General features: G+C 45.5%; 22 protein-coding genes and 1 pseudogene. 18 read left to right on the forward strand and 5 right to left on the reverse strand.

Translation table 11 applies throughout. From position 1 onward, the window contains the following. Positions 1-19: 19 nt before the first annotated feature. The 5 genes from ACMN7X_RS05315 to ACMN7X_RS05335 are packed head-to-tail and all read left to right on the forward strand — an operon-like array spanning position 20 to position 3,863. Entirely contained in the window at positions 20-184 is a 165-nt protein-coding gene (locus ACMN7X_RS05315) for an Arc family DNA-binding protein (protein ID WP_418746544.1), read from the forward strand. A gap of 22 nt (positions 185-206) precedes the next feature. Further along, complete coding sequence (gene deoC / locus ACMN7X_RS05320) at positions 207-860, forward strand: deoxyribose-phosphate aldolase (protein ID WP_418746545.1); 654 nt, start codon at positions 207-209, stop codon at positions 858-860. 1 nt (position 861) lies between these two features. Beyond that, positions 862-1,317: a cytidine deaminase gene (locus ACMN7X_RS05325; protein WP_418746455.1), complete on the forward strand. Its 456-nt coding sequence runs from the start codon at positions 862-864 to the stop codon at positions 1,315-1,317. Beyond that, entirely contained in the window at positions 1,314-2,501 is a 1,188-nt protein-coding gene (locus ACMN7X_RS05330) for a phosphopentomutase (RefSeq protein WP_418746456.1), read from the forward strand. The genes ACMN7X_RS05325 and ACMN7X_RS05330 overlap by 4 nt, the downstream gene beginning before the upstream one ends. A gap of 45 nt (positions 2,502-2,546) precedes the next feature. Beyond that, entirely contained in the window at positions 2,547-3,863 is a 1,317-nt protein-coding gene (locus ACMN7X_RS05335) for a putative ABC transporter permease (RefSeq protein ID WP_418746457.1), read from the forward strand. 49 nt (positions 3,864-3,912) lie between these two features. Here the strand turns inward: ACMN7X_RS05335 and ACMN7X_RS05340 are convergent, their stop codons facing one another. Beyond that, positions 3,913-5,331: a sigma-54 interaction domain-containing protein gene (locus tag ACMN7X_RS05340; protein WP_418746458.1), complete on the reverse strand. Its 1,419-nt coding sequence runs from the start codon at positions 5,329-5,331 to the stop codon at positions 3,913-3,915. A 299-nt stretch (positions 5,332-5,630) separates the two neighbouring features. Between ACMN7X_RS05340 and ACMN7X_RS05345 the strand changes: the two genes are divergently transcribed. The 8 genes from ACMN7X_RS05345 (at position 5,631) to ACMN7X_RS05380 (ending at position 13,204) form a co-directional block, all read left to right on the forward strand. Next, positions 5,631-7,199 (forward strand): acyl CoA:acetate/3-ketoacid CoA transferase, encoded by a 1,569-nt coding sequence (locus tag ACMN7X_RS05345; protein ID WP_418746459.1) that lies wholly within the window; start codon positions 5,631-5,633, stop codon positions 7,197-7,199. A gap of 22 nt (positions 7,200-7,221) precedes the next feature. Continuing rightward, complete coding sequence (locus ACMN7X_RS05350; protein ID WP_418746460.1) at positions 7,222-8,514, forward strand: GntP family permease; 1,293 nt, start codon at positions 7,222-7,224, stop codon at positions 8,512-8,514. 12 nt (positions 8,515-8,526) lie between these two features. Next, a complete protein-coding gene (locus tag ACMN7X_RS05355) occupies positions 8,527-9,306 on the forward strand; it encodes an enoyl-CoA hydratase-related protein (RefSeq protein ID WP_418746461.1) in 780 nt (259 codons plus the stop codon). Between the two features lie 13 nt (positions 9,307-9,319). Then, positions 9,320-9,763 carry a MaoC/PaaZ C-terminal domain-containing protein gene (locus ACMN7X_RS05360; protein WP_418746462.1) on the forward strand — a complete coding sequence of 148 codons (444 nt, stop codon included), beginning with the start codon at positions 9,320-9,322 and terminating at the stop codon, positions 9,761-9,763. Between the two features lie 43 nt (positions 9,764-9,806). Next, complete coding sequence (locus tag ACMN7X_RS05365; protein ID WP_418746463.1) at positions 9,807-10,949, forward strand: acyl-CoA dehydrogenase family protein; 1,143 nt, start codon at positions 9,807-9,809, stop codon at positions 10,947-10,949. A gap of 11 nt (positions 10,950-10,960) precedes the next feature. Continuing rightward, positions 10,961-11,746 carry an electron transfer flavoprotein subunit beta/FixA family protein gene (locus ACMN7X_RS05370; protein WP_418746464.1) on the forward strand — a complete coding sequence of 262 codons (786 nt, stop codon included), beginning with the start codon at positions 10,961-10,963 and terminating at the stop codon, positions 11,744-11,746. An 11-nt stretch (positions 11,747-11,757) separates the two neighbouring features. Next, positions 11,758-12,756, forward strand: a complete 999-nt coding sequence (locus tag ACMN7X_RS05375; protein ID WP_418746465.1) for an electron transfer flavoprotein subunit alpha/FixB family protein — start codon at positions 11,758-11,760, stop codon at positions 12,754-12,756. Positions 12,757-13,018: 262 nt separating this feature from the next. After that, positions 13,019-13,204: a hypothetical protein gene (locus ACMN7X_RS05380; RefSeq protein WP_418746466.1), complete on the forward strand. Its 186-nt coding sequence runs from the start codon at positions 13,019-13,021 to the stop codon at positions 13,202-13,204. 352 nt (positions 13,205-13,556) lie between these two features. On the opposite strand, the gene ACMN7X_RS05385 is transcribed toward ACMN7X_RS05380, so the two are convergent. Beyond that, entirely contained in the window at positions 13,557-14,123 is a 567-nt protein-coding gene (locus ACMN7X_RS05385) for a chromate transporter (protein ID WP_418746467.1), read from the reverse strand. Beyond that, positions 14,120-14,680 (reverse strand): chromate transporter, encoded by a 561-nt coding sequence (locus tag ACMN7X_RS05390; protein WP_418746468.1) that lies wholly within the window; start codon positions 14,678-14,680, stop codon positions 14,120-14,122. The genes ACMN7X_RS05385 and ACMN7X_RS05390 overlap by 4 nt, the downstream gene beginning before the upstream one ends. Before the next feature lie 297 nt (positions 14,681-14,977). Here ACMN7X_RS05390 and ACMN7X_RS05395 point away from each other — a divergent pair. Continuing rightward, positions 14,978-16,189: pseudogene (locus ACMN7X_RS05395) on the forward strand (IS110 family transposase). A gap of 223 nt (positions 16,190-16,412) precedes the next feature. Further along, the gene (locus ACMN7X_RS05400) at positions 16,413-17,288 is read left to right on the forward strand and encodes a LysR family transcriptional regulator (RefSeq protein ID WP_418746469.1); all 876 of its coding nucleotides are present in this window, start codon (positions 16,413-16,415) and stop codon (positions 17,286-17,288) included. On the opposite strand, the gene ACMN7X_RS05405 is transcribed toward ACMN7X_RS05400, so the two are convergent. Continuing rightward, positions 17,272-17,712 (reverse strand): DUF3842 family protein, encoded by a 441-nt coding sequence (locus ACMN7X_RS05405; RefSeq protein ID WP_418746470.1) that lies wholly within the window; start codon positions 17,710-17,712, stop codon positions 17,272-17,274. The two genes, ACMN7X_RS05400 and ACMN7X_RS05405, sit on opposite strands and share 17 nt — an antisense overlap. A 54-nt stretch (positions 17,713-17,766) precedes the next feature. Further along, entirely contained in the window at positions 17,767-19,356 is a 1,590-nt protein-coding gene (locus ACMN7X_RS05410) for a peptide chain release factor 3 (protein WP_418746471.1), read from the reverse strand. 193 nt (positions 19,357-19,549) lie between these two features. Between ACMN7X_RS05410 and ACMN7X_RS05415 the strand changes: the two genes are divergently transcribed. The 3 genes from ACMN7X_RS05415 (at position 19,550) to ACMN7X_RS05425 (ending at position 22,831) form a co-directional block, all read left to right on the forward strand. Then, the gene (locus tag ACMN7X_RS05415; protein ID WP_418746546.1) at positions 19,550-20,626 is read left to right on the forward strand and encodes an endonuclease/exonuclease/phosphatase family protein; all 1,077 of its coding nucleotides are present in this window, start codon (positions 19,550-19,552) and stop codon (positions 20,624-20,626) included. 90 nt (positions 20,627-20,716) lie between these two features. Then, positions 20,717-21,244 (forward strand): hypothetical protein, encoded by a 528-nt coding sequence (locus tag ACMN7X_RS05420; RefSeq protein WP_418746472.1) that lies wholly within the window; start codon positions 20,717-20,719, stop codon positions 21,242-21,244. 222 nt (positions 21,245-21,466) lie between these two features. Then, positions 21,467-22,831 carry a citrate/2-methylcitrate synthase gene (locus tag ACMN7X_RS05425; RefSeq protein ID WP_418746473.1) on the forward strand — a complete coding sequence of 455 codons (1,365 nt, stop codon included), beginning with the start codon at positions 21,467-21,469 and terminating at the stop codon, positions 22,829-22,831. Positions 22,832-22,848: the final 17 nt, after the last annotated feature.

Genomic DNA, 22,848 nt, shown 5'->3' on the forward strand with positions numbered 1-22,848 from the left:
TAAGGAGCGGGAAAAGGCGATAAAAGCCAGGGAAAATGCCAGAAAGCAGGTGCTGCTTCGGCTGCCGCAGGGCCTTTGGGAGGACATTTCCGAGTGGGCCTGCGATGATTTCCGCTCAATTAACGGACAGATAGAGTATTTGCTGACGGAAGCGGTGAGGAGCCGCAAGAAGGGAAAGGGATGATTAAATGAATCAGAACTGCAGGATGACACAAGAAGAAATTTTATCAAAGGTGGACCATACACTATTGACACAGACAGCCACCTGGGATGAGATCAAGGCGATTTGCGACGATGCGGTGACTTATGGCACAGCTTCTGTGTGCATACCGCCGAGATTCGTTAAACAGGCGAAGGCGTATGTTGGTGACAAAATGAAGATTTGTACGGTGATTGGATTCCCGAATGGTTATTCAACGCCGGAAGTGAAGATTTTTGAGACCCGGCAGGCTCTAAAGGACGGCGCGGATGAGATTGATATGGTGATTTCTGTAGGCACAGTTAAAGAGGGAAAATATGACCGGGTTCTTAAAGAAATCCGGGATATTAAGGCGGTCTGTGGAGGCCACATTTTAAAGGTAATTATTGAAACCTGTTTTTTGACGGATGAGGAAAAAATGAATCTTTGCCATGTTGTTACGGATTCGGGTGCGGATTATATTAAGACATCGACGGGGTTTGGCGGCGGCGGAGCAACCTTTGAGGATGTGAAGCTTTTTGCGGAAAATATCGGGCCGGGGGTTAAAATTAAGGCCGCCGGAGGGATCACATCTATGGAGGATGCGGAAAAGTTTATTGAATTGGGTGCTTCGAGGCTTGGCACGAGCAGAATTGTAAAGTTGGTTAAAGGAGAAATGTGATATGTGGGAAAATCTCATTCAGAAGGCGATCGGACAATTGGATCATGCCTATGCGCCATATTCGGACTTTAAGGTTGGCGCTGCACTTTTAAGCAGTGACGGTCAGATTTTTACCGGCTGCAATATAGAAAATTTTGCCTATGGACCGTCCAACTGCGCAGAGCGCACAGCGATTTTTAAGGCGGTCAGCGAGGGCGTGCGGGACTTTAAAGCGATCGCCATTGTCGGAGGAAAGCATGGGGTCATTCGGGATTATTGTGCGCCCTGCGGCGTTTGCCGCCAGGTGATGGCGGAGTTCTGCAGTCCTGAAGAATTTCAGATAATTCTGGCGAAAAGTCCGGAGGATTATCAGATCTATACTCTGGCAGAACTATTGCCAAAGGCCTTTTCTCCGAAAACAATGGCGGATTTTCAGACATCTGAGGAAAAAGAATCCGGGGAGGTGGAGCAGAAATGAAAAAGTTTCGGCGAATATTTTTAATTGTTATTGATTCTCTGGGCATCGGCGAGATGCCGGATGCGGCGGATTACGGTGATACGGGGGCGGATACCCTGGGACATATATCCGAGTGTGCGGATAGTTTTTGTATTCCGAACCTTCAAAAGCTCGGAATGGCAAATCTGAAACAATTGAAACAGGTTGAACCTGTGGAAGGACCTGTGGGATATTATGCGGCGCTCCGGGAGGCCAGCGCCAGCAAGGATACTATGACAGGCCACTGGGAAATGATGGGTCTGAAGGTGACGACGCCTTTTAAGACCTTTACGGATACCGGTTTTCCGGAAGATCTGATCGCAGAGCTGGAACGGCGGACGGGTCACAAGGTTATCGGCAATAAGAGCGCCAGTGGAACGGTCATCCTGGATGAACTGGGCGAAGAGGAGATCGCAACGGGTCATATGATCGTCTATACTTCAGCCGACTCGGTGCTTCAGATCTGCGGCAATGAAGAGACCTTTGATTTAAAGGAATTGTATCGCTGCTGCGAGATTGCAAGAGAGCTGACGATGCGGGAAGAGTGGAAGGTTGGACGGGTCATCGCAAGGCCTTATGTCGGAAAGAAGCGGGGCGAATTTAAGCGCACAAGCAATCGCCATGATTATGCTTTGAAGCCGTTTGGCCCGACAGCTCTGAACGTGCTTAAAGATGCCGGCAAGGATGTCATTGCCGTCGGCAAGATCAATGATATTTTTGCGGGCGAAGGGATTACCCGGGCGGAACGTTCAAAATCCTCGGTGCATGGCATGGAGCAGACGATTGAACTGGCCGGAGAAGATTTTGAAGGTTTGTGTTTTGTCAACCTGGTGGATTTTGACGCCCTTTGGGGGCACCGCAGAAATCCGGTGGGTTATAGAGAAGAGCTGGAGCGCTTTGATGTGAAGCTCGGAGAGCTTTTGGATAAAATTGGGGACGAGGATTTGATCATGATCACGGCCGATCATGGCAACGACCCAACTTACAGCGGTACGGATCACACCCGGGAGAAAGTTCCGCTGCTCATTTATTCGCCGTCCTTTGACAAAGGCGGTTCACTTGGAGAACTGGATACCTTTGCAGTGATTGGGGCGACGATTGCGGATAACTTCGGCATAGAGATGCCGGAAAATACCATCGGGTATTCCATCGCGGACCGGATTTAGTGAACATGATGTGCGATCAGATAAGATAAAGGGAGAGAAAGGCTTATGCATCTGGAGATTTACTTATATATTACCTTCTTTTTTATCTATTCCTTTTTAGGGTGGGTGACAGAAGAAATATTTGCGGCCTTTAAGTATGGGCGCTTTATTAATCGGGGATTTTTGAATGGGCCAATGTGTCCGGTTTATGGAGTCAGTATGTTTATTATATACAATGTTCTGACGGATTACAGTCTGCAGCCCGTGTGGCAGTTTATCGGAGCCGTCGGCATTGTCACCGTGATTGAGTATGTGACAGGTGCGCTTTTAAGGAAGATCACCGGAAGACGTTTCTGGGATTACCGGGAATTACCCCATAATTTAAACGGATACATTTGTCTCAGATATTCGATTTTCTGGGGAGCGCTCTCTGTGGCAGCCCTGTGGCTTGTTCATCCGGCAATTCACATTTTACTGATCTTGACGCCAAAGCGAGTGGTTGAGGCGATAACATGGATAGTCGGCATTGTGTTTATGATCGATGTCGTTGTTACTTTGGCCGCTTCTTTACATTTAAATTTTAAGGGCGGTGTCGCCGAGAACGTTGTTAATCAGGCCAGTGAAATGCGAAAAACGATGGGAAGACAGATTTTTCTCGTTGTTCAGCGGCGTATGTATACATCTTTCCCTGAATTGAAAAGTCAGGAGCCTTCGGAAGAAAAGGGATTCGGACGGGTCAGCGGGCGGACTTTTGCCAAAGGCCTGTGTCTGGAAAAGCTTGTCTGGATGTTTTTTATCAGCGGCGTGGCGGGCGATATTGTTGAGACGATCTACATGTGGGCGACGACCGGGCAGGTGATGAGCCGGAGCAGTTTTCTTTATATCCCTTTCAGCATCGTCTGGGGAGTCGGAGGCGCTTTGGGAGTGGGGCTGCTCTACTCGGTGCGGAGAAGCAGAATTCTCATTTTTCTGGGAGGTTTTTTCTTCGGCGGTGTGTTTGAGTATTCGTGCTCGGTTCTGGCTGAATTCCTTTTTGGAACCACCTTTTGGGATTACAGCAAGATTCCCTTTAACCTGAATGGACGAATCAATCTGTTGTTCTGCGGGTTCTGGGGGATTGCCGCAGTCATCCTTATCCGGCTTATTTATCCGGTGGTCAGCCGATGGATTGAAAAAATCCCTTTGATTTCAGGGACAATTCTGACATGGGTACTGATGGCCGTTATGGTTCTTACGGCAGCCGTGTCGTCCATGGCGATCACCCGGTATGTACAGCGGCAGGCATCTATACCGCCAAGGACGGCTGTCGGAGAGTTCCTTGATGAACAATATCCGGATGCCCTGGTGAAAAAGGTCTATCCATATATGAAAATTGTAGAATAGCAAAAAAAGAGAGCTTAGTCGGCGGGTTTGGACTAGGCTCTTTTTTGACTTATTTTTGATAGTCTTTCGGATTCAGGCCGAGTTTTTCCAGCTTTTTATAAATGCCGGAAATGTGCAGACCTGTAATGGCGGAAAGTCTGGACATATTACCTTTATTTTCCTTCAGTAGATTCTCGAAATAGGTCATTTCACAACCTTTTTTGTATTCCTTATAGGTCATGGTTTTTCCTGTATGCTTTGAAAGATAATTTTCAAAAGAAGTGACAACTGCCGCAGGTTCATTATCATTCGGCTGTATGATCTGAATCGTGTTATGCAGAGCAACGCCATCGGTAATGACGTATCTCTGGATGACATTTTTTAATTCCCGGATATTTCCCGGCCAGGAGTAAGATACAAGCGCATCAAGGTATTTATCGGCCAGATGAACATCTTTGCCGTATTTTTTATTGTATTTATTTAAGAAAAACTCCGCGAGAGGAAGAATGTCCTCCGGCCGCTGGCGGAGCGGCGGCAGGGTGAGGGGCAAAATGTTTAACCGATAATATAAATCCTCGCGGAAGGTGCCCTCTTTAACCATTTTCAATAAGTTGCGGTTTGTGGCGGCGATGATACGAACATTCAATTGTTTTGTTTCTTTGCCGCCGATTTTGCGTATTTCTCCGGTTTCCAGAAATCGGAGTAGTTTTGGCTGAAGCTGCGGCGAAAGTTCGCCGATTTCATCTAAAAATAATGTACCGTTATTTGCCAGTTCAAATAATCCCATTTTTCCATTCTTGTTGGCGCCCGTGAAGGAGCCTTTTTCATAACCGAAAATTTCGGATTCCATCAGGGATTCCGGAATTGTCGCACAGTTGACGGGAACAAATATTTCTTTATTTCTCTGGCTTTTGGCATGTATAAATTTGGCCAGGACCTCTTTTCCGGTGCCTGATTCACCATAAATAATGACGTGGGTGTCGATTTGCGCAATCTGCTGTGCAAAATTAAAGGTACTTTTGCTCTCAGAGTTTACTGCAATATAGGACGGTTCATTGCGTGAATTGATGACCGTATTCAGAAGTTTTCGCATATGCTCGCTGTTTTCCTGCATGAAGCTGTTGTATTTTTCGGAAAATGCTTCACCCTGGCTAAAAGCGATAACCCGGATTAATTTTCCATTCTCATCAAAAATCGGACGCGAATAGGCATAAATACCGTGATCAGGGTCGCCATTAACCAGGAGATAAGTCATTCGCGGTTCCTTTGCTTCGATGCAGTCGACAAGGGCGCTCTCGCTGAATACGCCGCGTTCCCGGAGTTCATAAGCCGAAACGCCGATAAAGTCTTCCCGGGACATCCCCGTCAGATTGCAGGTCCCTCTGGAGCATAAGAGAATGATGCCTTTGCTATCTGTGATCAGAATACTGCCTTCGTAATTTTCCAGTATATCTTCAAAATATGCCATATCATTTCCAAATGGTTCCATTAACAAAATCCTTTCTAAAAAAATAGAATTATAATTTTTTATTCTAAAAAAATAGATAAATTTGTGCTCAAATTAACTATAACATAAAAATTTCAAAAATAAAAGTCATTTTTTGAATGTGCGAAATGCTGTAAAAAAATTAAAATAGAACTTAAAAATTATGATATTTTAACAAAATTTAATTTTTTAGGGGGGGGGTAAATTTGGAACAGAAAATGCTGAATAGTAGGGTGAAACTAAATTGATAAATAATTGTCAATTTAGGTGTGGAAAAACTTACATTTAAAGGAGGTTTATGTATGAGTAAAGTTATTTCATTGGAGGAAGCGGTTGCTTTGATTAAGGATGGTGACTGCATTGCCACTTCCGGTATTTGCATGGAAGGGGTTCCGGAGGAAGTGTTGGCAGGTATCGAGAAGAGCTTCCTCGAAACCGGCAAACCGGCCGATCTTCATGCAATCTTTGCAGCCGGTCAGGGCTGCTGGGATGATGAGCACGGCTGGCAGCATATGGCCCATGAAGGTTTGGTGACCCATGTCATTGCCGGACATTATGGAACATGTAAATCTTTTGGAAAGCTGGTGGAGGAAGAAAAGGCGGTTGGTTATAACCTGCCACAGGGCGTTATCGTTGATCTGTTCCATGAAGCGGTTAAAGGTATGCCGATGCACATCACCAAATTGGGACTGAAAACCTTTGTCGATCCGCGTATCGAAGGCGGAAAAGTAAACAAATTGGCAAAAGAGGCAGAGGATATTGTTAAAGTTGTGGAAATTGACGGTGAAGAGTATTTAAGCTACAAGACACCGAAAATTGATGTGGCTATCGTTCGGGGAACAACGGCGGATGCTTTTGGAAACATTTCTTTTGAAGAGGAAGCGCTTCCGATCGATATGCGGGTTCTGGCCATGGCAGCTCATGCCTGCGGCGGCAAAGTGATTGTTCAGGTTAAATATACCTGCGATCGACTGATGACAGATAAGGTTGCCATTCCTGGAATCTTCGTGGATGCGGTAGTTGTATCCCGGGAACCTGAAAAGAGTCACAGACAGACACAGCAGCATTTCTATCAGCCAAGTATTTCCGGACATACATTTGTTGCAACGGACGCTATTCCTGAAATGGCCTTTGATACACGTAAATTGATTTCACGCCGTGCGGCTATGGAATTAACTCCGGGCGCTGTTATTAATCTGGGCGTTGGTATGCCGGAAGGAATTGCCAATATCGCGGCAGAAGAGGGCGTCAGTGATTTGATCACCATGACATCTGAGAGCGGCGCGGTAGCCGGTGTGCCTATGGGCGGACAGTCCTTTGGCGCCGTTCAGAATGCCTGGGCAGTCGTTGAGCAGGAAGTTCAGTTTGATTTTTATGACGGCGGCGGTCTGGATGTATGCTATCTTGGCTTGGCTGAAGCCGACAGAGTCGGAAATGTCAATGTCAGTCATTTTGGAACAAATGTTACAGGTTGCGGCGGATTTATCAATATTTCCCAGACAACGCAAAATCTTGTTTACTGTGGAACATTTACAGCAGGCGGTCTGAAAGAAAAAATCGAAGACGGCAAGCTGGTTATTCTTCAGGAAGGACGAAGCAAGAAATTCCTTAATGAGGTACAGCAGATTACCTTCAGCGGCGAGTATGGCGCAGAAGTCGGACAGAATGTACTTTATATCACGGAGCGCGCGGTGTTCAAACTGGTTCCTGGCGGCCTGAAGCTGTTGGAAGTTGCTCCGGGTGTGGATTTACAGAAAGATATTCTTGATCAGATGGAATTTACACCGATTATTGAGGACTACAAGTTAATGGATGAAAGACTTTTCAGAGAAGATAAGATTAATCTGAAAGAGATAATGCTTTCAAAATAATACGAAATAGGGGGAAAGGTATATGGGTATTTTATTAATTGTTATAGGTTTGGTAATTATGACAGTGCTTGCTGTTAAAGGTGTACCGATTTTATGGTCGGCGCTGGTAGCGGGAATATTTGTTCTGGCAACCTCCGGATTAAATGTGGTCGAAGGGATCACCACGACATATATGACCGGATTTTCCGGATATATTATGAATTATTTCCTGATGTTCGTGCTGGGCGCTGTTTTCGGAAAACTGTGTGAAGTCAGCGGAGCATCCGACAGTATTGCAAAAGCAGTTGTGAGCAAATTGGGTGAAAAATATGTTGTTCTCGCGATTATCGTGGCAGCAGCAATCCTGGCTTTCGGCGGAGTTTCTCTGTTCGTTGCATTGTTTACATTGTATCCGTTGGGCATGAGTTTATTTAAACAGGCAGATATTCCGAGACGTTTGTTCCCGGGAACCTATATTGCCGGTGCTGCAACCTTTGCAATGACGGCGCCGTTTACACCGTCCACACAGAACATTGTTCCTATGGCTTATCTTGGAACAACGCTTTCTTCCGGTATGGTTCCTGGTATTATCGGTTCCGTATTCTGCGCGGTTGTTGTCTGCATCTACATGCAGTGGCGTGTTGGTAAAGTTAAGGCAAACGGTGAACATTTTGTTCCGTTGGCCGGTGAAGAATTCGGTAATGATGACGGAAAAGATATTCCAAACCTTATTATAGCCTTGGTTCCTATGATTATTTTAATTCTTGCATTAAATGCTTTTGGATTATCCGTTGTTGTAGGATTGTTTGTTGGTGTTATTGCTGCTGTGATTCTTTATTGGAAATGGCTGCCTCACAGCATGGCCGCATTCTGGAAAGATATTTCTGCAGGCGCTCAAAACGGTATTATGTCTATTGCAAATACAGCGGCTGTTGTAGGTTTTGGTTCTATCGTTACGGCAACACCTGCATTTTCAACTTTAGCCGGTATTGTTGAAAACTTTGCCCAGAATGGAAATGCTTATGCGGCGGCAGCTGTTTCTGTAGCAGCGATTGCCGGTATTTCCGGTTCGGCTTCCGGCGGTTTGGGTATTGCGGTTCCTATCGTGGCAGATATTTTCCTTCCGATGGGAATTAACGCGGAGGCATTACATCGTATTGCGGTTATTTCCAGTTCAGCATTGGATTCTCTGCCGCATAACGGTTTTGTAAACACATGTCTGCAGTATACACATACAAACCATAAAGAAGCTTACCTGGATATCTTTGTTGTATCCGTAGTGGTTACCATTGTTGAAACAATTTTGGTTATTGCGTTGTTCTCGGTTATGGGATAGGAGATGTGAAATATGGAATATGAAAATTTGATTTATGAAAAACAGGGACAGGTTGCAGTGATTACATTGAATCGTCCAAAGGCATTGAATGCGCTTAATGATGTGCTTTTAAGGGAATTAGCGGATGCGGTTGAAGCTGTGGCAGCGGATGAGGATGTCAGAGTGGCCGTGATCACCGGTGCCGGAAAAGCATTTGCGGCGGGTGCGGATATCGATTATATGAAAGATTTTAATCCGATCCAGGCAATGGCTTATATGGAGCAGGGACAAAGCCTGTATCGCCGGATTGAAAAAATCCGCAAGCCGTTTATTGCGGCAATCAATGGTTTTGCTCTGGGCGGCGGCTGTGAGTTGACAATGGCCTGCGATATTCGTATTGCATCCACAAAGGCAAAAATCGGACTTCCGGAAGTTGGATTGGGTATTTTCCCGGGATTTGGAGGAACCCAGAGAATGCCGCGCCTGATCGGAGATGCGCTGGCAAAAGAATTGATTTTTACAACCCGCCAGGTGAATGGACAGGAAGCAAAGGAGATCGGCCTTGTTAATCGGGTCGTCGAGCCGGAAGAATTGATGAGTACAGCTTTGGAGATGGCGAATGTTATTGCGGGTAAGGCGCCAATCGCAGTGGGACTTGCAAAAGATGCCATTAATCGGGGCAGACAGGTGGATATTGATGACGCCATGTCTATTGAAGCCGCCAATGACTGTCTTGCATTTTCAACGGAGGACCAGAAGGAAGGCATGCATGCTTTTGTTGAAAAACGTCCGCCGGTATTCAAGAATAAATAAGGAGGAGAATGTTATGTCAAGAGGTAAAAGATATAACGATTGGGTCATCGGTGAAACAATTACGACCAGCGGCCGTACAGTCACCGAGTCCGATGTTACCAGATTCGCCGGACTTTCAGGCGATTACAATCAGTTACATACAGATGCGGAATTTGCTAAAAAAAATACACCTTACGGTGAAAGAATAGCACACGGAGCATTGACTTTTTCTATAGCAACAGGCCTTATGGATCATTCCGGGTTAATTGAAGGTGTGGTTGTCGGATTCCTGGGAGCGAATCTTAAATGGCCGGCGCCGGTTCTCTTCGGTGATACGATTCACCTGGAGGTTACAGCGGTGGATAAGAAACCGACGAAAAACCCAAAACGGGGTATCGTTACACTGAATGTCAAAGTTGTTAATCAGAATGATGTTGTTGTGGGCGATGAAGACTGGACGATCATGTTTGTTGTATAAAAAGCGATTTTTATAAATTTATTTTTAGTAGGAGGATTATATTATGGGATATGTTTTAAATGAAGAATCGATGGATATTGTAAAGCTTGCAAAAGATTTTGCTGAAAAAGAAGTAAAGCCGGTTTGCGCAGAGTATGATAAGAGCGGTGAATTCCCGATGGATCTTTATCAGAAAGCATTTGATTTAGGTTTCCATGCACTTGAAATTCCGGAACAGTTCGGAGGAAGCGGACTTGATTATTATACATGCTGTGCTGTTTATGAAGAATTTGCAAGAATTGATGCCGGTTTTGCTACCGGTGTTGCAGCCGACGGCCTTGCATTAAAAACTGTATTAATGTTTGGCAGCGACGAACAGAAGCAGTATTTTGCGGATTACATCTGCGGCGGAAAAGGCAACGGCTTTGCGGCTTTTGCTTTAACAGAGCCGGATGCCGGTTCCGATGCGGGCGCAGGTAAAACAGTAGCTGAAAAGGTTGGCGACGAGTATGTCATCAATGGCCGGAAATGCTTCATCACAAACGCAGGTCCTGCACAGATTTATGTTGTATTTGCGATCACAGATAAATCTAAAGGCGCAAAGGGTTATTCGGCATTCATCGTAGAACGTGACAGAGCCGGTGTTTCCGTAGGCAAGGAAGAAGATAAGATGGGCATCCGTCTTTCCAATACGGCCGATGTTGTCTTTGATGATGTTCATGTACCGGCGGATCATTTGATCGGCAAAGAGGGTAAAGGCTATGGTTATGCGATGTCTACCCTGGATCTGGCCAGACCGATCATCGGCGCTATGTCTGCCGGTATTATCCGCAGATGTATTGAAGAATGTGTAGAGTATGCAAAACAGCGTGTAACCTTTGGAAAACCGATCATTAAACATCAGGTAAATTCCTTCAAACTTGCAGATATGGAGATCAAACTTGAAACAACCCGTGCGGGAGTTATCAATTGCTTTAACCAGTATTATGCAGGAAAACCATACGGAGAGGCAGCAGCCATCGCAAAATGCTACGGCGGTGATTCTGCAGTTCAGTGTGCCCTTGAGGCTATTCAGATTTTGGGCGGCTATGGTTATTCCAGAGAATATCCGGTTGAAAAACTTTTGAGAGATGCTAAGATCATGCAGATTTATGAAGGAACGAATGAAATTCAGCGTATGGTTATTTCTGGCTATGTTTGCCGATAGGAGGATTTTTCATGAATATTTTGGTTTGTGTAAAACAAGTACCGGATACGACGGAAATTAAAATTAATTATGAGACAAATACATTGATTCGTGAAGGTGTGCCGAGCATTGTCAATCCTTTTGATGCCTATGCGTTGGAAATTGCTGTTCGTATAAAAGAAAAACACGGAGGCACAGTCACTGTTTTAAGTATGGGACCGGAGCAGGCTAAGGCAGCTTTGAAGGAGTGCTTATCGGTGGGCGCCGACAATGCGTATCTTTTGTCCGACAGAGCTTTTGGCGGTTCGGATACTCTGGCAACCAGCTACATTTTGTCTTCAGCCATTAAGTCGCTGGGTGAATTTGACCTGATCTTATGCGGAAAACAGGCTATTGACGGCGATACGGCGCAGGTAGGGCCGGAAATCGCAGAACATCTCGGATTACCACAGGTTACCTATGTGCTGGATGCGGATATTTCTGAGGATAAGCTTTCGGTGAAGAAGGAAACGGAAACAGGTTATGAAATGATTGAAACTTCCATGCCTGCAGTACTTACCGTGGTAAAAACCGCCTTTGAACCGAGGATGGCATCGGTTAAGGCAAAGATCGCGGCAAACAGGAAACCAATCTCCGTAATTACTTCTCAGGATATAGAGATCGATCTGACACGGGCCGGCCTGAAAGGTTCACCGACAAAGGTTAAGAAAACATTTACGCCGCCGATGAAGGGCGACAGCCTGATTATCAAAGAGGATACGGCAGAAGCTTCTGTGCGTAAACTGGTATCTATTCTTGATGAAAAGAGTATTATTTAGGAGGTGGCGAAATGTTTGAAGAATACAAAAACCTGTGGGTATATATCGAATCGAATAAGGGAGCCGCAGCCAATGTCGGTTTGGAACTTCTGAATCCGGCACGGGCATTGGCCGACAGTGTTGGTGAAAAATTGGTTGCTATTGTTATTGACGGTGAAAATACGGAAGAAATCGGTTCCGAGGCCATTAAATACGGCGCTGATGAAGTGATTCTTGTGGAAGGCCGTGAATACAGCGATTATTCTACCGATGCTTACACAAATGTATTGGATGTCCTTGTGAAAAAATACAAACCGAGCGCATTATTTATCGGAGCGACAAACCGGGGACGTGATTTGGGACCTCGTCTGGCGGCAAGACTGGCAACCGGTCTTACAGCAGACTGCACCAACTTATCCATGGATAATGGAAATATTGTCTGGACCCGTCCGGCTTTTGGCGGAAATCTGATGGCGAATATTCTTTGTCCGGAGCACAGACCTCAGTTGGGGACGGTACGTCCCGGCGTATTTAAAAAGGCGGAGCCGGATGAGAACCGGACAGGCAATCGGATTCGCGAGGTTATCAATACACCGGAAGAAATGATCCGGACGAAGATCGTGGATATCGTGACAACAGTTTCTTCGGATGTTCCGAATATTGAAGAGGCTGAGATCCTCGTTGCGGGCGGGGCCGGAGTCGGCGGACCGGAAGGCTATGAGGTACTGAAAAAATTGGCTGTTGCCCTGGGCGGAAGTATAGCCGCGTCCAGAGCGGCTGTAGATGCCGGATGGATCGACCACGCATATCAGGTTGGACAGACCGGTAAAACTGTTGGGCCAAAGATTTATATTGCCTGCGGTATTTCCGGAGCAATTCAGCATATTGCCGGTATGTCCTCTGCGGATACAATTATTGCCATTAACAAAGATCCGGATGCCAATATATTTAAAGTGGCGGATTACGGCATCGTAGGAAACTTGTTTGAGGTTGTACCTATTTTGGAGCAGGAAATTTTAAAAAGAAAATAAAAGATTAATAAAAGACTTGCCATAATAAACCATATATGTCGTAACTTAAATCAAACTCCTTAAAAAAAAGGGCCGCTGGGAAATAATGCACCGATTTTCCAGCGGTTCTCTTTGTTTGCGCGACATGGGCGCGCTCTAACCAGAGCAAAGAAACATTTCAGTTGATTTTCTGAGGCATTTTGCACATAATAAAGATGAGCAAGCAGCTAAGCTTGTGGGGCTACAAAAGGAAGTGCCATTAACACAAGAAGGAGATGCGATTATGGCTATGTCGAGCATTTTTACAAATATCGTGATCAGCGATCCGAAAAAAGCAGAGAAGTTTATTGATGCGCTTGAAGCGTCAGGCCTTGATCCTGAATGGAAGCCGACGACACCTGTCAAGCCGCCGCTCGCTGATATAGAAGTGATTTGCAGACTGATGGCAAAGAGGGTTCAGAGAAAGTGAGTCATTTTACATCGGTAAATATTCTGGATATGATAAACGCAATCGGAGAGGAGGAACTGCAGCTCATTCTCTCCGATTTCTTTTGTCCGAAGAATCATGAAATTGAGGAGCTTGACAGGAACTGTGAGAAGAAAAATCCAGATATTTGGAGACAGATATTCTGTAAGGGACTCTGTTAAGTATATCCAGCTGATGAAAATTATTTAAGAGGGGAAATCCCATCCGGTGCCGCGTGGATGGGATCTTTTTTTACGAGCGGCCTTGTGATTGGGTAATCAATGATTCAAGGTTTCATACTGCGGGCGGATTTCCAAAAGGACATACACCAGAGGAATTTTTTTAAAGAAAATGGTTATAGATAGACCATAGCGCCGACAATGCCGCTGATGACAATGATGATCATCGGATGGATTTTCCATTTGCGGAGGATAAGCAGTACGGCAGAAAAAGTGAACAGGGTCATCCAGTTTAAGTCTTTAAATAACGAGTGAAGGTCCGGCGCGGTTGTTTCAAAAAGCGCAAGCAGGATAATGGTAGCCGCCGCCGAGATAATTAAGCCAAGGGAAGCAGATTTTAAGCCGTTTAGTATTTCAAATATGTAGGCAGAGCTTTTGTGCTTTTGAAAAAAGCGGTATAAAAACAGGGAAATAAGCACGCCGCAGAGGGTGCAGCCCAGGGTGGCGGCCACAGCTCCCTGAATTCCACCGATCTGGAGGCCGACAAAGGTGGAAGTATTCACAGCCAGCGGGCCGGGGGTCATCTGGGAGATGGTGATGATGTCTGTAAAAGTTTTCTGGCTGATCCATCCGGCCTGATTTACAACCTGTTCCTGAATTAGAGGGATAATGGCATAGCCGCCGCCGATGCTCAGCAATCCGATTTTAAGAAATGTAAGAAACAGTTCCCATACAGTGGTCATTTATTTTCTCTCCTTTTCCAGAATACTCGCAGAACACATAAAAAACAGCATAGAAATAGTATGAGCGCTACGTTTATATTAAAAATAAAATTCGCAAGGAAAGCGGCCGGTATCATAAGAGATAAAAAGGGAGAGTGCTCTTTTTGAATCAATGCATACATGTCGATGATCAAATCGACGATCAGAGCAGCGACACCGGCCTGCATCCCTTTTAACACGGCGGCGACAAGCATGTTTGAGATAAAGAGCGTATAAAATACAGATATCCCGCTTAAAATGGCAAGCGGTGGTATAATGGCTGCGATACAGCTTATCGCAGCGCCGCGGAAACCGGCGACCTGATACCCGGCCAGAGCCGATAAATTGATGGCAATTGCACCGGGGGTCGACTGGGCCACGGCAGCCATATTCATTAAATCCGCTTCACTGAAAAAATGTTTGCGGTTTACAAAATAACGCCGTACCATAGGAACTACGACATAGCCTCCGCCAAAGGTAAAAGTGCTGATAAATAGATTAACGGCCATAAGCCAGAGATATGTTTTATATGATTTCATAGGAATCCTTCTTTCTACTACAATATAAATATGGTTAATATCCCTTACAGCCAGTAAGGAATTACCCATCTTGTTGCTTAAGCTGTATAATGATGGAGCAATCGGTATGTCGTCTCCCTTTCTTGGTCTTCGCGTCCGTCAAGCAGACTGATAACCAGCTCCTCATTCGCAGCGTTCGTTTTATGCAGGTTGAATCGCCTTAGGTGCATTCGTGTCACACCACAGTAGATTGAATAGGCAATGAGTAAAACTGGTGCTTATCCATTGCATAATCAAATTTTAAGGAGTGACAGATTTATGAACGCAGTAGGTATCGATGTTTCTAAAGGTAAAAGTATGGTTGCTATCATGCGCCCATTCGGGGAGGTTGTTGCTGCCCCCTTTGAAATCAAGCACACAACCAGTGACATCAACTCACTTGTTAAATTAATCAATTCTACCGAGGGCGAATCCCGTATCGTAATGGAACATACTGGACGTTATTATGAAGTCCTTGCCCACCAGCTCTCTGAGGCTAACCTGTTCGTCAGCGCTATTAATCCAAAACTAATCAAGGACTTTGATAATAATTCCCTCCGTAAGGTTAAGTCGGATAAAGCGGATGCTGTAAAAATCGCCTGATATGCACTTGACAAGTGGCAAAATCTCAAACAGTATAGTGTTATGGATGAATTACGCAATCAGCTCAAAACCATGAACCGTCAGTTCAGCTTTTACATGAAGCACAAGACGGCTATGAAGAATAACCTCATCGGCATCCTTGATCAAACCTACCCTGGCGTCAATACCTACTTTGACAGTCCTGCACGTAGTGACGGCAGCCAGAAATGGATTGATTTTGTATCCACTTACTGGCATGTGGACTGTGTTCGTAAGATGTCCTTAAATGCCTTTATTGACCACTATCAGAAGTGGTGCAAAAGAAAGAAGTACAACTTCAGTCAGTCAAAAGCTGAGGAAATCTATGGAAAAGCAAAGGAACTTGTTCCTGTACTTCCAAAGGATGAAGTAACGAAACTCATTATTAAGCAGGCGGTTGACCAACTTAACAGTGCCTCTGTAACTGTGGAAGAATTGCGTTCCCTCATGAACGAAATAGCCTCTAAGCTCCCGGAATATCCTATCGTCATGCAGATGAAAGGCGTAGGTTCGTCACTTGGTCCACAACTCATGGCTGAGATTGGCGATGTGACCCGATTCACTCACAAAGGCGCGCTCACAGCTTTTGCCGGCGTGGATCCCGGTGTGAATGAATCTGGCTCTTATGAGCAAAAGAGTGTTCCCACTTCCAAACGTGGCTCCGCAGATCTCCGCAAGACCCTGTTTCAGGTAATGGATGTTTTAATCAAAACCATGCCTCCGGATGATCCCGTTTATCAGTTCCTCGATAAGAAGCGGTCTCAGGGCAAGCCTTATTATGTCTACATGACTGCCGGAGCCAATAAATTTTTACGAATCTACTATGGTCGTGTGAAAGAATATCTTTCATCACTTCCAGAATCTGAATAGCTTCATAACACTTTTCTTCAGACCAGCACAGGTGTGGTGGCCTTGTTTTGATACCTGTTTTTCAACCTGTATAAAATTTTCAATTTTCATAAATTTAGCCTTGACTTTTTATTTGCAGGCTGCTTCATTGATTATATAACTTGTCATTCAATCTGTAAAATGATATAATTTAATGAAAAACATGAATTTAATTCATATATTAAGGTGGAGAAGGAGCGAATACATGAATATAAGGCATTTGGAAATTTTAGAGGCGATTGAAGAGACCGGAACATTTACGGGGGCTGCCAGAAAATTGCATTTGACCCAATCCGCAGTATCCCATGCGGTGGCGGAGCTTGAACAGGAAGCGGGAACGGCACTGTTTGACCGGTTGCCGAGGGGAGCCTGCCTGACTCAATGCGGCATGGTCCTTTTAGAGGAAGGACGGGGGATTCTGAATGCTTGCCGGGATTTGGACCGGAAACTCAGTCATTTGGAGGAAAATACGCCAATCAATGTGGTGTCAAGTATTACAATAGCTTCGTTTTTGCTGCCGCCGATTTTAAGCCGGATGAAGCGTCTATTTCCGGAAATTCAAATTAATGTGCGGGTGGTAAGCGCCAATAGATCCATGGATATTTTGAAGAGAGGAGAAGCAGACATTGCTTTTTGGGAGGGGACAGAGCCGCAGGGAGCCTTTCGGACCATCCCGCTGGGCAGTTATAAGTTATATGCTGCATGTGTAACAGATTATCCGCTGCCGGAACAACCGATATCATTGGCCCGGCTGTGTCGGCAGCCGTTGTTATTGCGCGAACCGGGAAGCGCGATTCGGGATACCTTTGACAGTGTACTTTCTTTGGCAGGTCAAAGGGCCTATCCAATATGGGAAAGCGTGAATTCTTCGGCCCTCATTAAAGCGGCGGAAGCCGGATTGGGAATTACAGTTCTGCCGGAGAACCTGCTGACGGATTCATTACGCAAAAAAAGCCTGCAATTAGTTGAAGTGGAAGGGCTGCCTATAGAGAATCGAATGTTAGCCGTATTTCATAAAGATAAGTATTTAACCCGGCCGATGCAGATGATGCTGGAAAATATTATCAGCTCAACTCTTTAATGCGCTGGATGGTCATCTGCACGGCTTTATCGATGAACATTTGGAGCGGCCCCGTGGAGAGCATGGCAATCCGGGTGTTGCAGCTGTCAAAAGGGATCAAAATCCGCAGAGCGTCGCTCTGGCCGACGGCATTGGCCATTTTTGGCGATAATTCGCCGAGAATGGAATCCGGGACAACAATCGCCACAACGCCGACAATAATATCCGCTTTGCCGGCGTTTTTTACGATCGCGTTTTCCCCGGTAGCGCCATCGTCAGCCCCGCCGCGAATCATATTGGAGGTGGCAGCGGAATTGGTTCCTAAAGCCCGGACGATCACCGGAAGGTCCTTTGGGAGCTGCTTTGTAAGACTTTCAATATATTGGCGGCCGATACCGCCGCCCTGGCCGTCAATGACAGCGATTAAAATATCTTTTTTTATCATAACGCACAATCTCCTGAGACATTTCAGAGGGTTTCACAGTAAGTGGCGCCGGGTTTACCAGCGGCCGAATTCGGATAATTCAAGTCCTTTATTTTTATCCAGCACGGTGTTCACTGCCCATTCATGAATAAAGAGCAGCAGAGGATTGCCTTTCAGGTCTTTAATTCGTTTCATATCGGAAGTTCCATTGATACGTGCAACATCTGTATCAGGACTTGTAACCCAGCGAATATATTCATGGGGCATGGCGTCCATTCGGATCTCAACACCGTATTCATTTTCAAGGCGGAACTTTAACACATCAAACTGGAGGACGCCGACAACGCCGACAATGATTTCCTCCATACCGGTATTATATTCCTGAAAAATCTGGATAGCGCCCTCCTGAGCAATCTGGGAGACGCCCTTGATGAACTGTTTACGTTTCATCGTATCCACCTGGCGCACTTTGGCAAAATGCTCCGGCGCAAAAGTCGGAATACCTTCATAGGCAAAGTTTTTTCCCGGAACAGAAATCGTATCTCCGATGGAGAAAATTCCCGGGTCAAAAACACCGATAATATCACCGGCGTAGGCTTCATCTAAAATTTTTCGCTCCTGCGCCATCAATTGCTGAGGCTGAGAAAGTTTCAGCTTCTTTTTGCCCTGTACATGGTAAACATCCATGCCGGCCTCAAATTTGCCGGAGCAGATACGCATGAAAGCAATTCTGTCCCGGTGGGCTTTATTCATATTTGCCTGAATCTTAAAGACAAAGGCGGAAAAATCTTTATCAAAGGGGCTGATCTCCCCGGCGTCGGATTTTCTCGGCAACGGATGACTTGTCATCTCAAGGAAGTAATTTAAAAAGATTTCAATGCCGAAATTTGTGAGGGCTGAGCCGAAGAATACAGGCGTCTGTTTTCCGTGGCTGACTTTTTCTATGTCAAATTCAGCGCTGGCTCCATCCAGAAGTTCGATATCATCCTGCAGTGTCTGGAACAGTTCATCGCCCACCATGCCGAGAAGTTCCGGGGAGTCCACGGCAAGATTCTCAGAAGCGACTTCTTTTTGTCCGTTGGCAAAGGCAGTGAAGGTGGTTACATGTTTTGCCCGGCGGTCGTAGACGCCGCGGAATTCCTTGCCTGAGCCGATCGGCCAGTTCATCGGACAGGTCGTAATGCCGAGAACCGATTCGATTTCGTCCATCAGTTCAAAAGGGTCGTTGGCATCCCGGTCCATTTTGTTTATAAAAGTAAAGATAGGAATATTTCTCAGCAAACATACTTTAAACAATTTTTTTGTCTGAGCTTCAACACCCTTAGAGGCGTCGATAACCATGACGGCGGAGTCGGCAGCCATCAGTGTCCGATAGGTATCTTCGGAGAAATCCTGATGCCCCGGAGTATCCAGAATGTTAATGCAATATCCGTCATATTCGAACTGTAATACAGAAGAGGTGACGGAAATACCTCTCTGCTTTTCAATTTCCATCCAGTCAGAGACCGCATGTTTTGCCGTCTTTTTTCCTTTGACCGAACCGGCCAGATTAATGGCGCCGCCGTAAAGCAGGAATTTTTCTGTTAAAGTTGTTTTACCTGCATCCGGATGGGAAATGATGGCAAAAGTTCTTCGTTTATTAATTTCTTCTTTTAAATCAGCCAAGGGAATACCTCCAAATCATATCTGTTTCATAATCACTAAATTTAAATTATAGCTTATAGCTAAAGGCAGTGTCAATATTAAAGATTGACTTCTGTAAAATCCCTGTTTAAAATAGGTAAAAAGGGGTGTGAAAAGCATGAAAAAGGGAGAAAAAGGATGAAAGATCAGCGGGGGCGGCCTTGTTTTGCGGGGCGTGATCATTATAATTTTAGCCCTGCTCCTGGTGGTCGGCGGATATGTGATTTACCTGCAGTCAAATTATTATCGGATTGAGGACCATGCGGCACTGGCGGTTGAGAATAACGGGGAAAATGTGCTGAAAACCGGAGATACATATTCGGTTGTTACATATAATATTGGTTTCGGCGCTTATGGGCCGGATTACAGCTTTTTTATGGATACGGGAGAAATGAAGGATGGAACGAAAACTTCGGGAAAATACGGCAAAGCGATGAGCCTGGAATCGGTTGAAGCGCACACCGAAGGCGCGCTGGGCGTGATTGAAGATCTGGATGCCGATTTTTATCTGCTGCAGGAAGTGGATGAGGATGCGGATCGAAGTTACCATGTGAATCAGAAGGAATTTATAAAAACAGCGATGAAAGACTATGCCAATACTTTCGCCAATAATTTCCATTCCGCCTATTTATTTTATCCATTTAATGACCCCCATGGGGCGGTTCAGGCCGGTCTGCTGAGTTTCAGCCGTTATCAGATTTCAGAAGCGGAGCGGCGGAGCTATCCGGTGGACAATAGTTTTATCACAAAATTTACGGATTTGGACCGGTGTTTTGCGCAAATGCGTCTTCCGGTGGAGGGCGGCCATGAACTGGTGCTCATTAACAGCCATATGTCGGCCTATGATGAGGGCGGTACGATTCGGGCTCAGCAGCTGGAATTGTTGAATTCTGTGATGAGCGAGGAGTATGCTAAAGGAAATTATGTGATTGTCGGCGGAGATTTCAACCATGCTATGGGAGAAGCTGTGGCCGAAGGATTTCCTACAGAGCAGAAATTCCCTGCATGGGTGGCTGTGCTGACGGAGGATGACCTGGCTGACGGTGTGCGGATCGTGCGGGCGGAAAATGAACTGGAAGTGCCGACCTGCCGGGGCGCCGACATCGTATATACAAAGGGTGTGAATTATACGACAGTTGTCGATGGATTCCTTGTGACCGACAATATCCGGGCTGCTGCGGAAAATGTGGATACGGATTTTGCCTATAGCGACCACAATCCGGTGAAGCTTCAATTTGAATTGATGAAATAAGATGAAAGAATAAAGGATTGTTCCGGCGGCCACACTTATGTTATACTGTCTGAAGGGCTTGTGACTTTGACTTGGAAAGGTGGTCATTTGATGAGTAATATTCAGGAGATAGAGACTTCCGTCGGGACTTTCAGAGCCGGACGGGTGGAATTTTATGAAAATGGGACAGTGAGATCGGCAGAACCGGAGCAGCAGGTGTTTTTCAGTCATCAAACCGGATTGTATATTGCCTATGACAATACACCGTTAAGAGATGAGAAACATCTGCCGACCATAGAGTTTGCGGAGGATGGTACTGTCCGGGCGCTTCGAACCGTTGGAACCGGCTTGATCTGCCGGCGGAAGAACGGTGCGGCCGGAGGAGAGAAGGGCGGCAGTGCGTTTCAGATTGGAGCTGAATGGCGGCCGGACCCACGGAATACGGGGGCAAACGTATTGATTCCTATTCGAATTCAGTTTTTTGAAAATGAACTGGTTGTTACGGACAGTGATGGAAAAGTGATACATCTGTCTCTGGATGAATATGATATTCAGGTGGATTATCTGACGGATAATATTGTCATGGGCGGCGGCTGCGGAGACTGCAGCACGTGCAATGGATGCTGTAATGTAGAATAACCGGTGAGGCAAAAACGGCGTATCATATATGAAAGGATTTTGGATTAGGGGCGGGGACAGCCGGAAGCAAAGCTGTCCTCGTTTTTTGTCGTTTTTAGGGGAAAGTGTGAAAACTTCGTGAAACTTTTCTAAAGAAGCATAAAATTTCATGTGAAATAATTGACAAATATTTTTAAAGGATGTTAGAATCTAATGAAACAGGGAAGTGGAGGTGTATATCTTATGGAGCAGAAAGAAAAGATGAGTCTTGTGGAATATACGGATATATACGGAAAGATATGCGAGAATACAGATTTAATTTCGGCAGAACTTTTTGATGAATACGGTGTAAAGCGGGGGCTTCGTGATAAGAATGGAAATGGTGTGCTGTCTGGATTAACGCATATTTCGAAAATTGAAGCATTTAAAAATGTGGACGGAAAAAAAGTGCCCTGCGATGGTAAGTTATGGTATCGGGGATATAGTGTGATTGATTTGGTGAAGGGATTTCATGGCGAGCGGTTTGGCTATGAGGAAATTGCCTATCTTCTTTTGTTTGGACGGCTGCCGAATCTGAGGGAGTTGGATGAGTTCAAAGGCGTATTAAATGCCAGCCGGACGTTGCCGACAAATTTTACAAGAGATGTTATTATGAAGGCGCCGAGTAAGGACATTATGAATTCTATGACAAAAAGTGTTCTCACTCTGGCATCCTATGATGAAAATATGGGGGACCAGTCCATCAGTAATGTGCTGCGTCAGTGCCTGCAGTTGATCGCGGTTCTTCCGATGCTGGCTGTCTATGGTTATCACGCATTTAACCATTATGAAGGTGGGGACAGTTTTTATATTCACCGGCCGGATGAAAATCTTTCTACGGCGGAGAATATTCTTCTCATGCTTCGGCCGGATAAAGTTTACACGGAATTGGAAGCAAAGGTTTTAGATATTGCGCTTGTGTTACATATGGAGCATGGCGGCGGGAATAATTCAACATTTACGACCCGCGTTGTATCATCCGCCGGTTCCGATACGTATTCGGTTGTGGCAGCAGCATTATCCTCGCTGAAAGGCCCGAAGCATGGCGGCGCCAATATCAAGGTTGTCGAGATGATGCGGGATCTGCGGGAACAGGTAAATGATCTGAATGATGAGGAAGCCATTAGGGATTATCTTGGAAAGCTTTTGGATAAGCAGGCTTTTGATAAGAAGGGTTTAATTTACGGCATGGGTCATGCCGTGTATTCTCTTTCTGATCCGAGGGCCCGGGTTTTTAAGAGCTTTGTGGAACGCCTGGCTAAGGCCAAAGGGCGGGATGAGGAATTTCAGATTTATTCCGCCGTAGAGCGTCTGGCGCCGGAGGTTATTGCGGAGAAACGAAAAATCTATAAGGGCGTCAGCGCCAATGTGGATTTTTACAGCGGCTTTGTATATAACATGCTGGATATCCCGTTGGAGTTGTATACGCCGATCTTTGCTATGGCGCGAATTGTTGGATGGAGTGCCCACCGTATTGAAGAGCTGGTAAACGTGGATAAAATTATCCGTCCGGCCTATCTGAGTATTATGGAAGAAAAGGAATATCGTTCTCTGGAAGACAGAATATAGTTCAAAGGCTTATATAA

Source organism: Frisingicoccus sp. (assembly GCF_048388605.1).
In the GTDB taxonomy this organism is placed as follows: Bacteria; Bacillota; Clostridia; order Lachnospirales; family Lachnospiraceae; genus Frisingicoccus.

Excerpts from the sequence above, each read along its gene's own strand:
- ACMN7X_RS05425 (WP_418746473.1), top strand. The coding sequence starts at position 21,467 with ATGGAGCAGAAAGAAAAGATGAGTCTTGTGGAATATACGGATATATAC.
- ACMN7X_RS05350 (WP_418746460.1), top strand. The coding sequence starts at position 7,222 with ATGGGTATTTTATTAATTGTTATAGGTTTGGTAATTATGACAGTGCTT.
- ACMN7X_RS05360 (WP_418746462.1), top strand. The coding sequence starts at position 9,320 with ATGTCAAGAGGTAAAAGATATAACGATTGGGTCATCGGTGAAACAATT.
- deoC (WP_418746545.1), top strand. The coding sequence starts at position 207 with ATGACACAAGAAGAAATTTTATCAAAGGTGGACCATACACTATTGACA.
- ACMN7X_RS05340 (WP_418746458.1), bottom strand. The coding sequence starts at position 5,331 with ATGGAACCATTTGGAAATGATATGGCATATTTTGAAGATATACTGGAA.
- ACMN7X_RS05375 (WP_418746465.1), top strand. The coding sequence starts at position 11,758 with ATGTTTGAAGAATACAAAAACCTGTGGGTATATATCGAATCGAATAAG.
- ACMN7X_RS05335 (WP_418746457.1), top strand. The coding sequence starts at position 2,547 with ATGCATCTGGAGATTTACTTATATATTACCTTCTTTTTTATCTATTCC.
- ACMN7X_RS05365 (WP_418746463.1), top strand. The coding sequence starts at position 9,807 with ATGGGATATGTTTTAAATGAAGAATCGATGGATATTGTAAAGCTTGCA.
- ACMN7X_RS05345 (WP_418746459.1), top strand. The coding sequence starts at position 5,631 with ATGAGTAAAGTTATTTCATTGGAGGAAGCGGTTGCTTTGATTAAGGAT.
- ACMN7X_RS05370 (WP_418746464.1), top strand. The coding sequence starts at position 10,961 with ATGAATATTTTGGTTTGTGTAAAACAAGTACCGGATACGACGGAAATT.
- ACMN7X_RS05405 (WP_418746470.1), bottom strand. The coding sequence starts at position 17,712 with ATGATAAAAAAAGATATTTTAATCGCTGTCATTGACGGCCAGGGCGGC.
- ACMN7X_RS05390 (WP_418746468.1), bottom strand. The coding sequence starts at position 14,680 with ATGAAATCATATAAAACATATCTCTGGCTTATGGCCGTTAATCTATTT.
- ACMN7X_RS05380 (WP_418746466.1), top strand. The coding sequence starts at position 13,019 with ATGGCTATGTCGAGCATTTTTACAAATATCGTGATCAGCGATCCGAAA.
- ACMN7X_RS05325 (WP_418746455.1), top strand. The coding sequence starts at position 862 with ATGTGGGAAAATCTCATTCAGAAGGCGATCGGACAATTGGATCATGCC.
- ACMN7X_RS05385 (WP_418746467.1), bottom strand. The coding sequence starts at position 14,123 with ATGACCACTGTATGGGAACTGTTTCTTACATTTCTTAAAATCGGATTG.
- ACMN7X_RS05330 (WP_418746456.1), top strand. The coding sequence starts at position 1,314 with ATGAAAAAGTTTCGGCGAATATTTTTAATTGTTATTGATTCTCTGGGC.
- ACMN7X_RS05420 (WP_418746472.1), top strand. The coding sequence starts at position 20,717 with ATGAGTAATATTCAGGAGATAGAGACTTCCGTCGGGACTTTCAGAGCC.
- ACMN7X_RS05400 (WP_418746469.1), top strand. The coding sequence starts at position 16,413 with ATGAATATAAGGCATTTGGAAATTTTAGAGGCGATTGAAGAGACCGGA.
- ACMN7X_RS05355 (WP_418746461.1), top strand. The coding sequence starts at position 8,527 with ATGGAATATGAAAATTTGATTTATGAAAAACAGGGACAGGTTGCAGTG.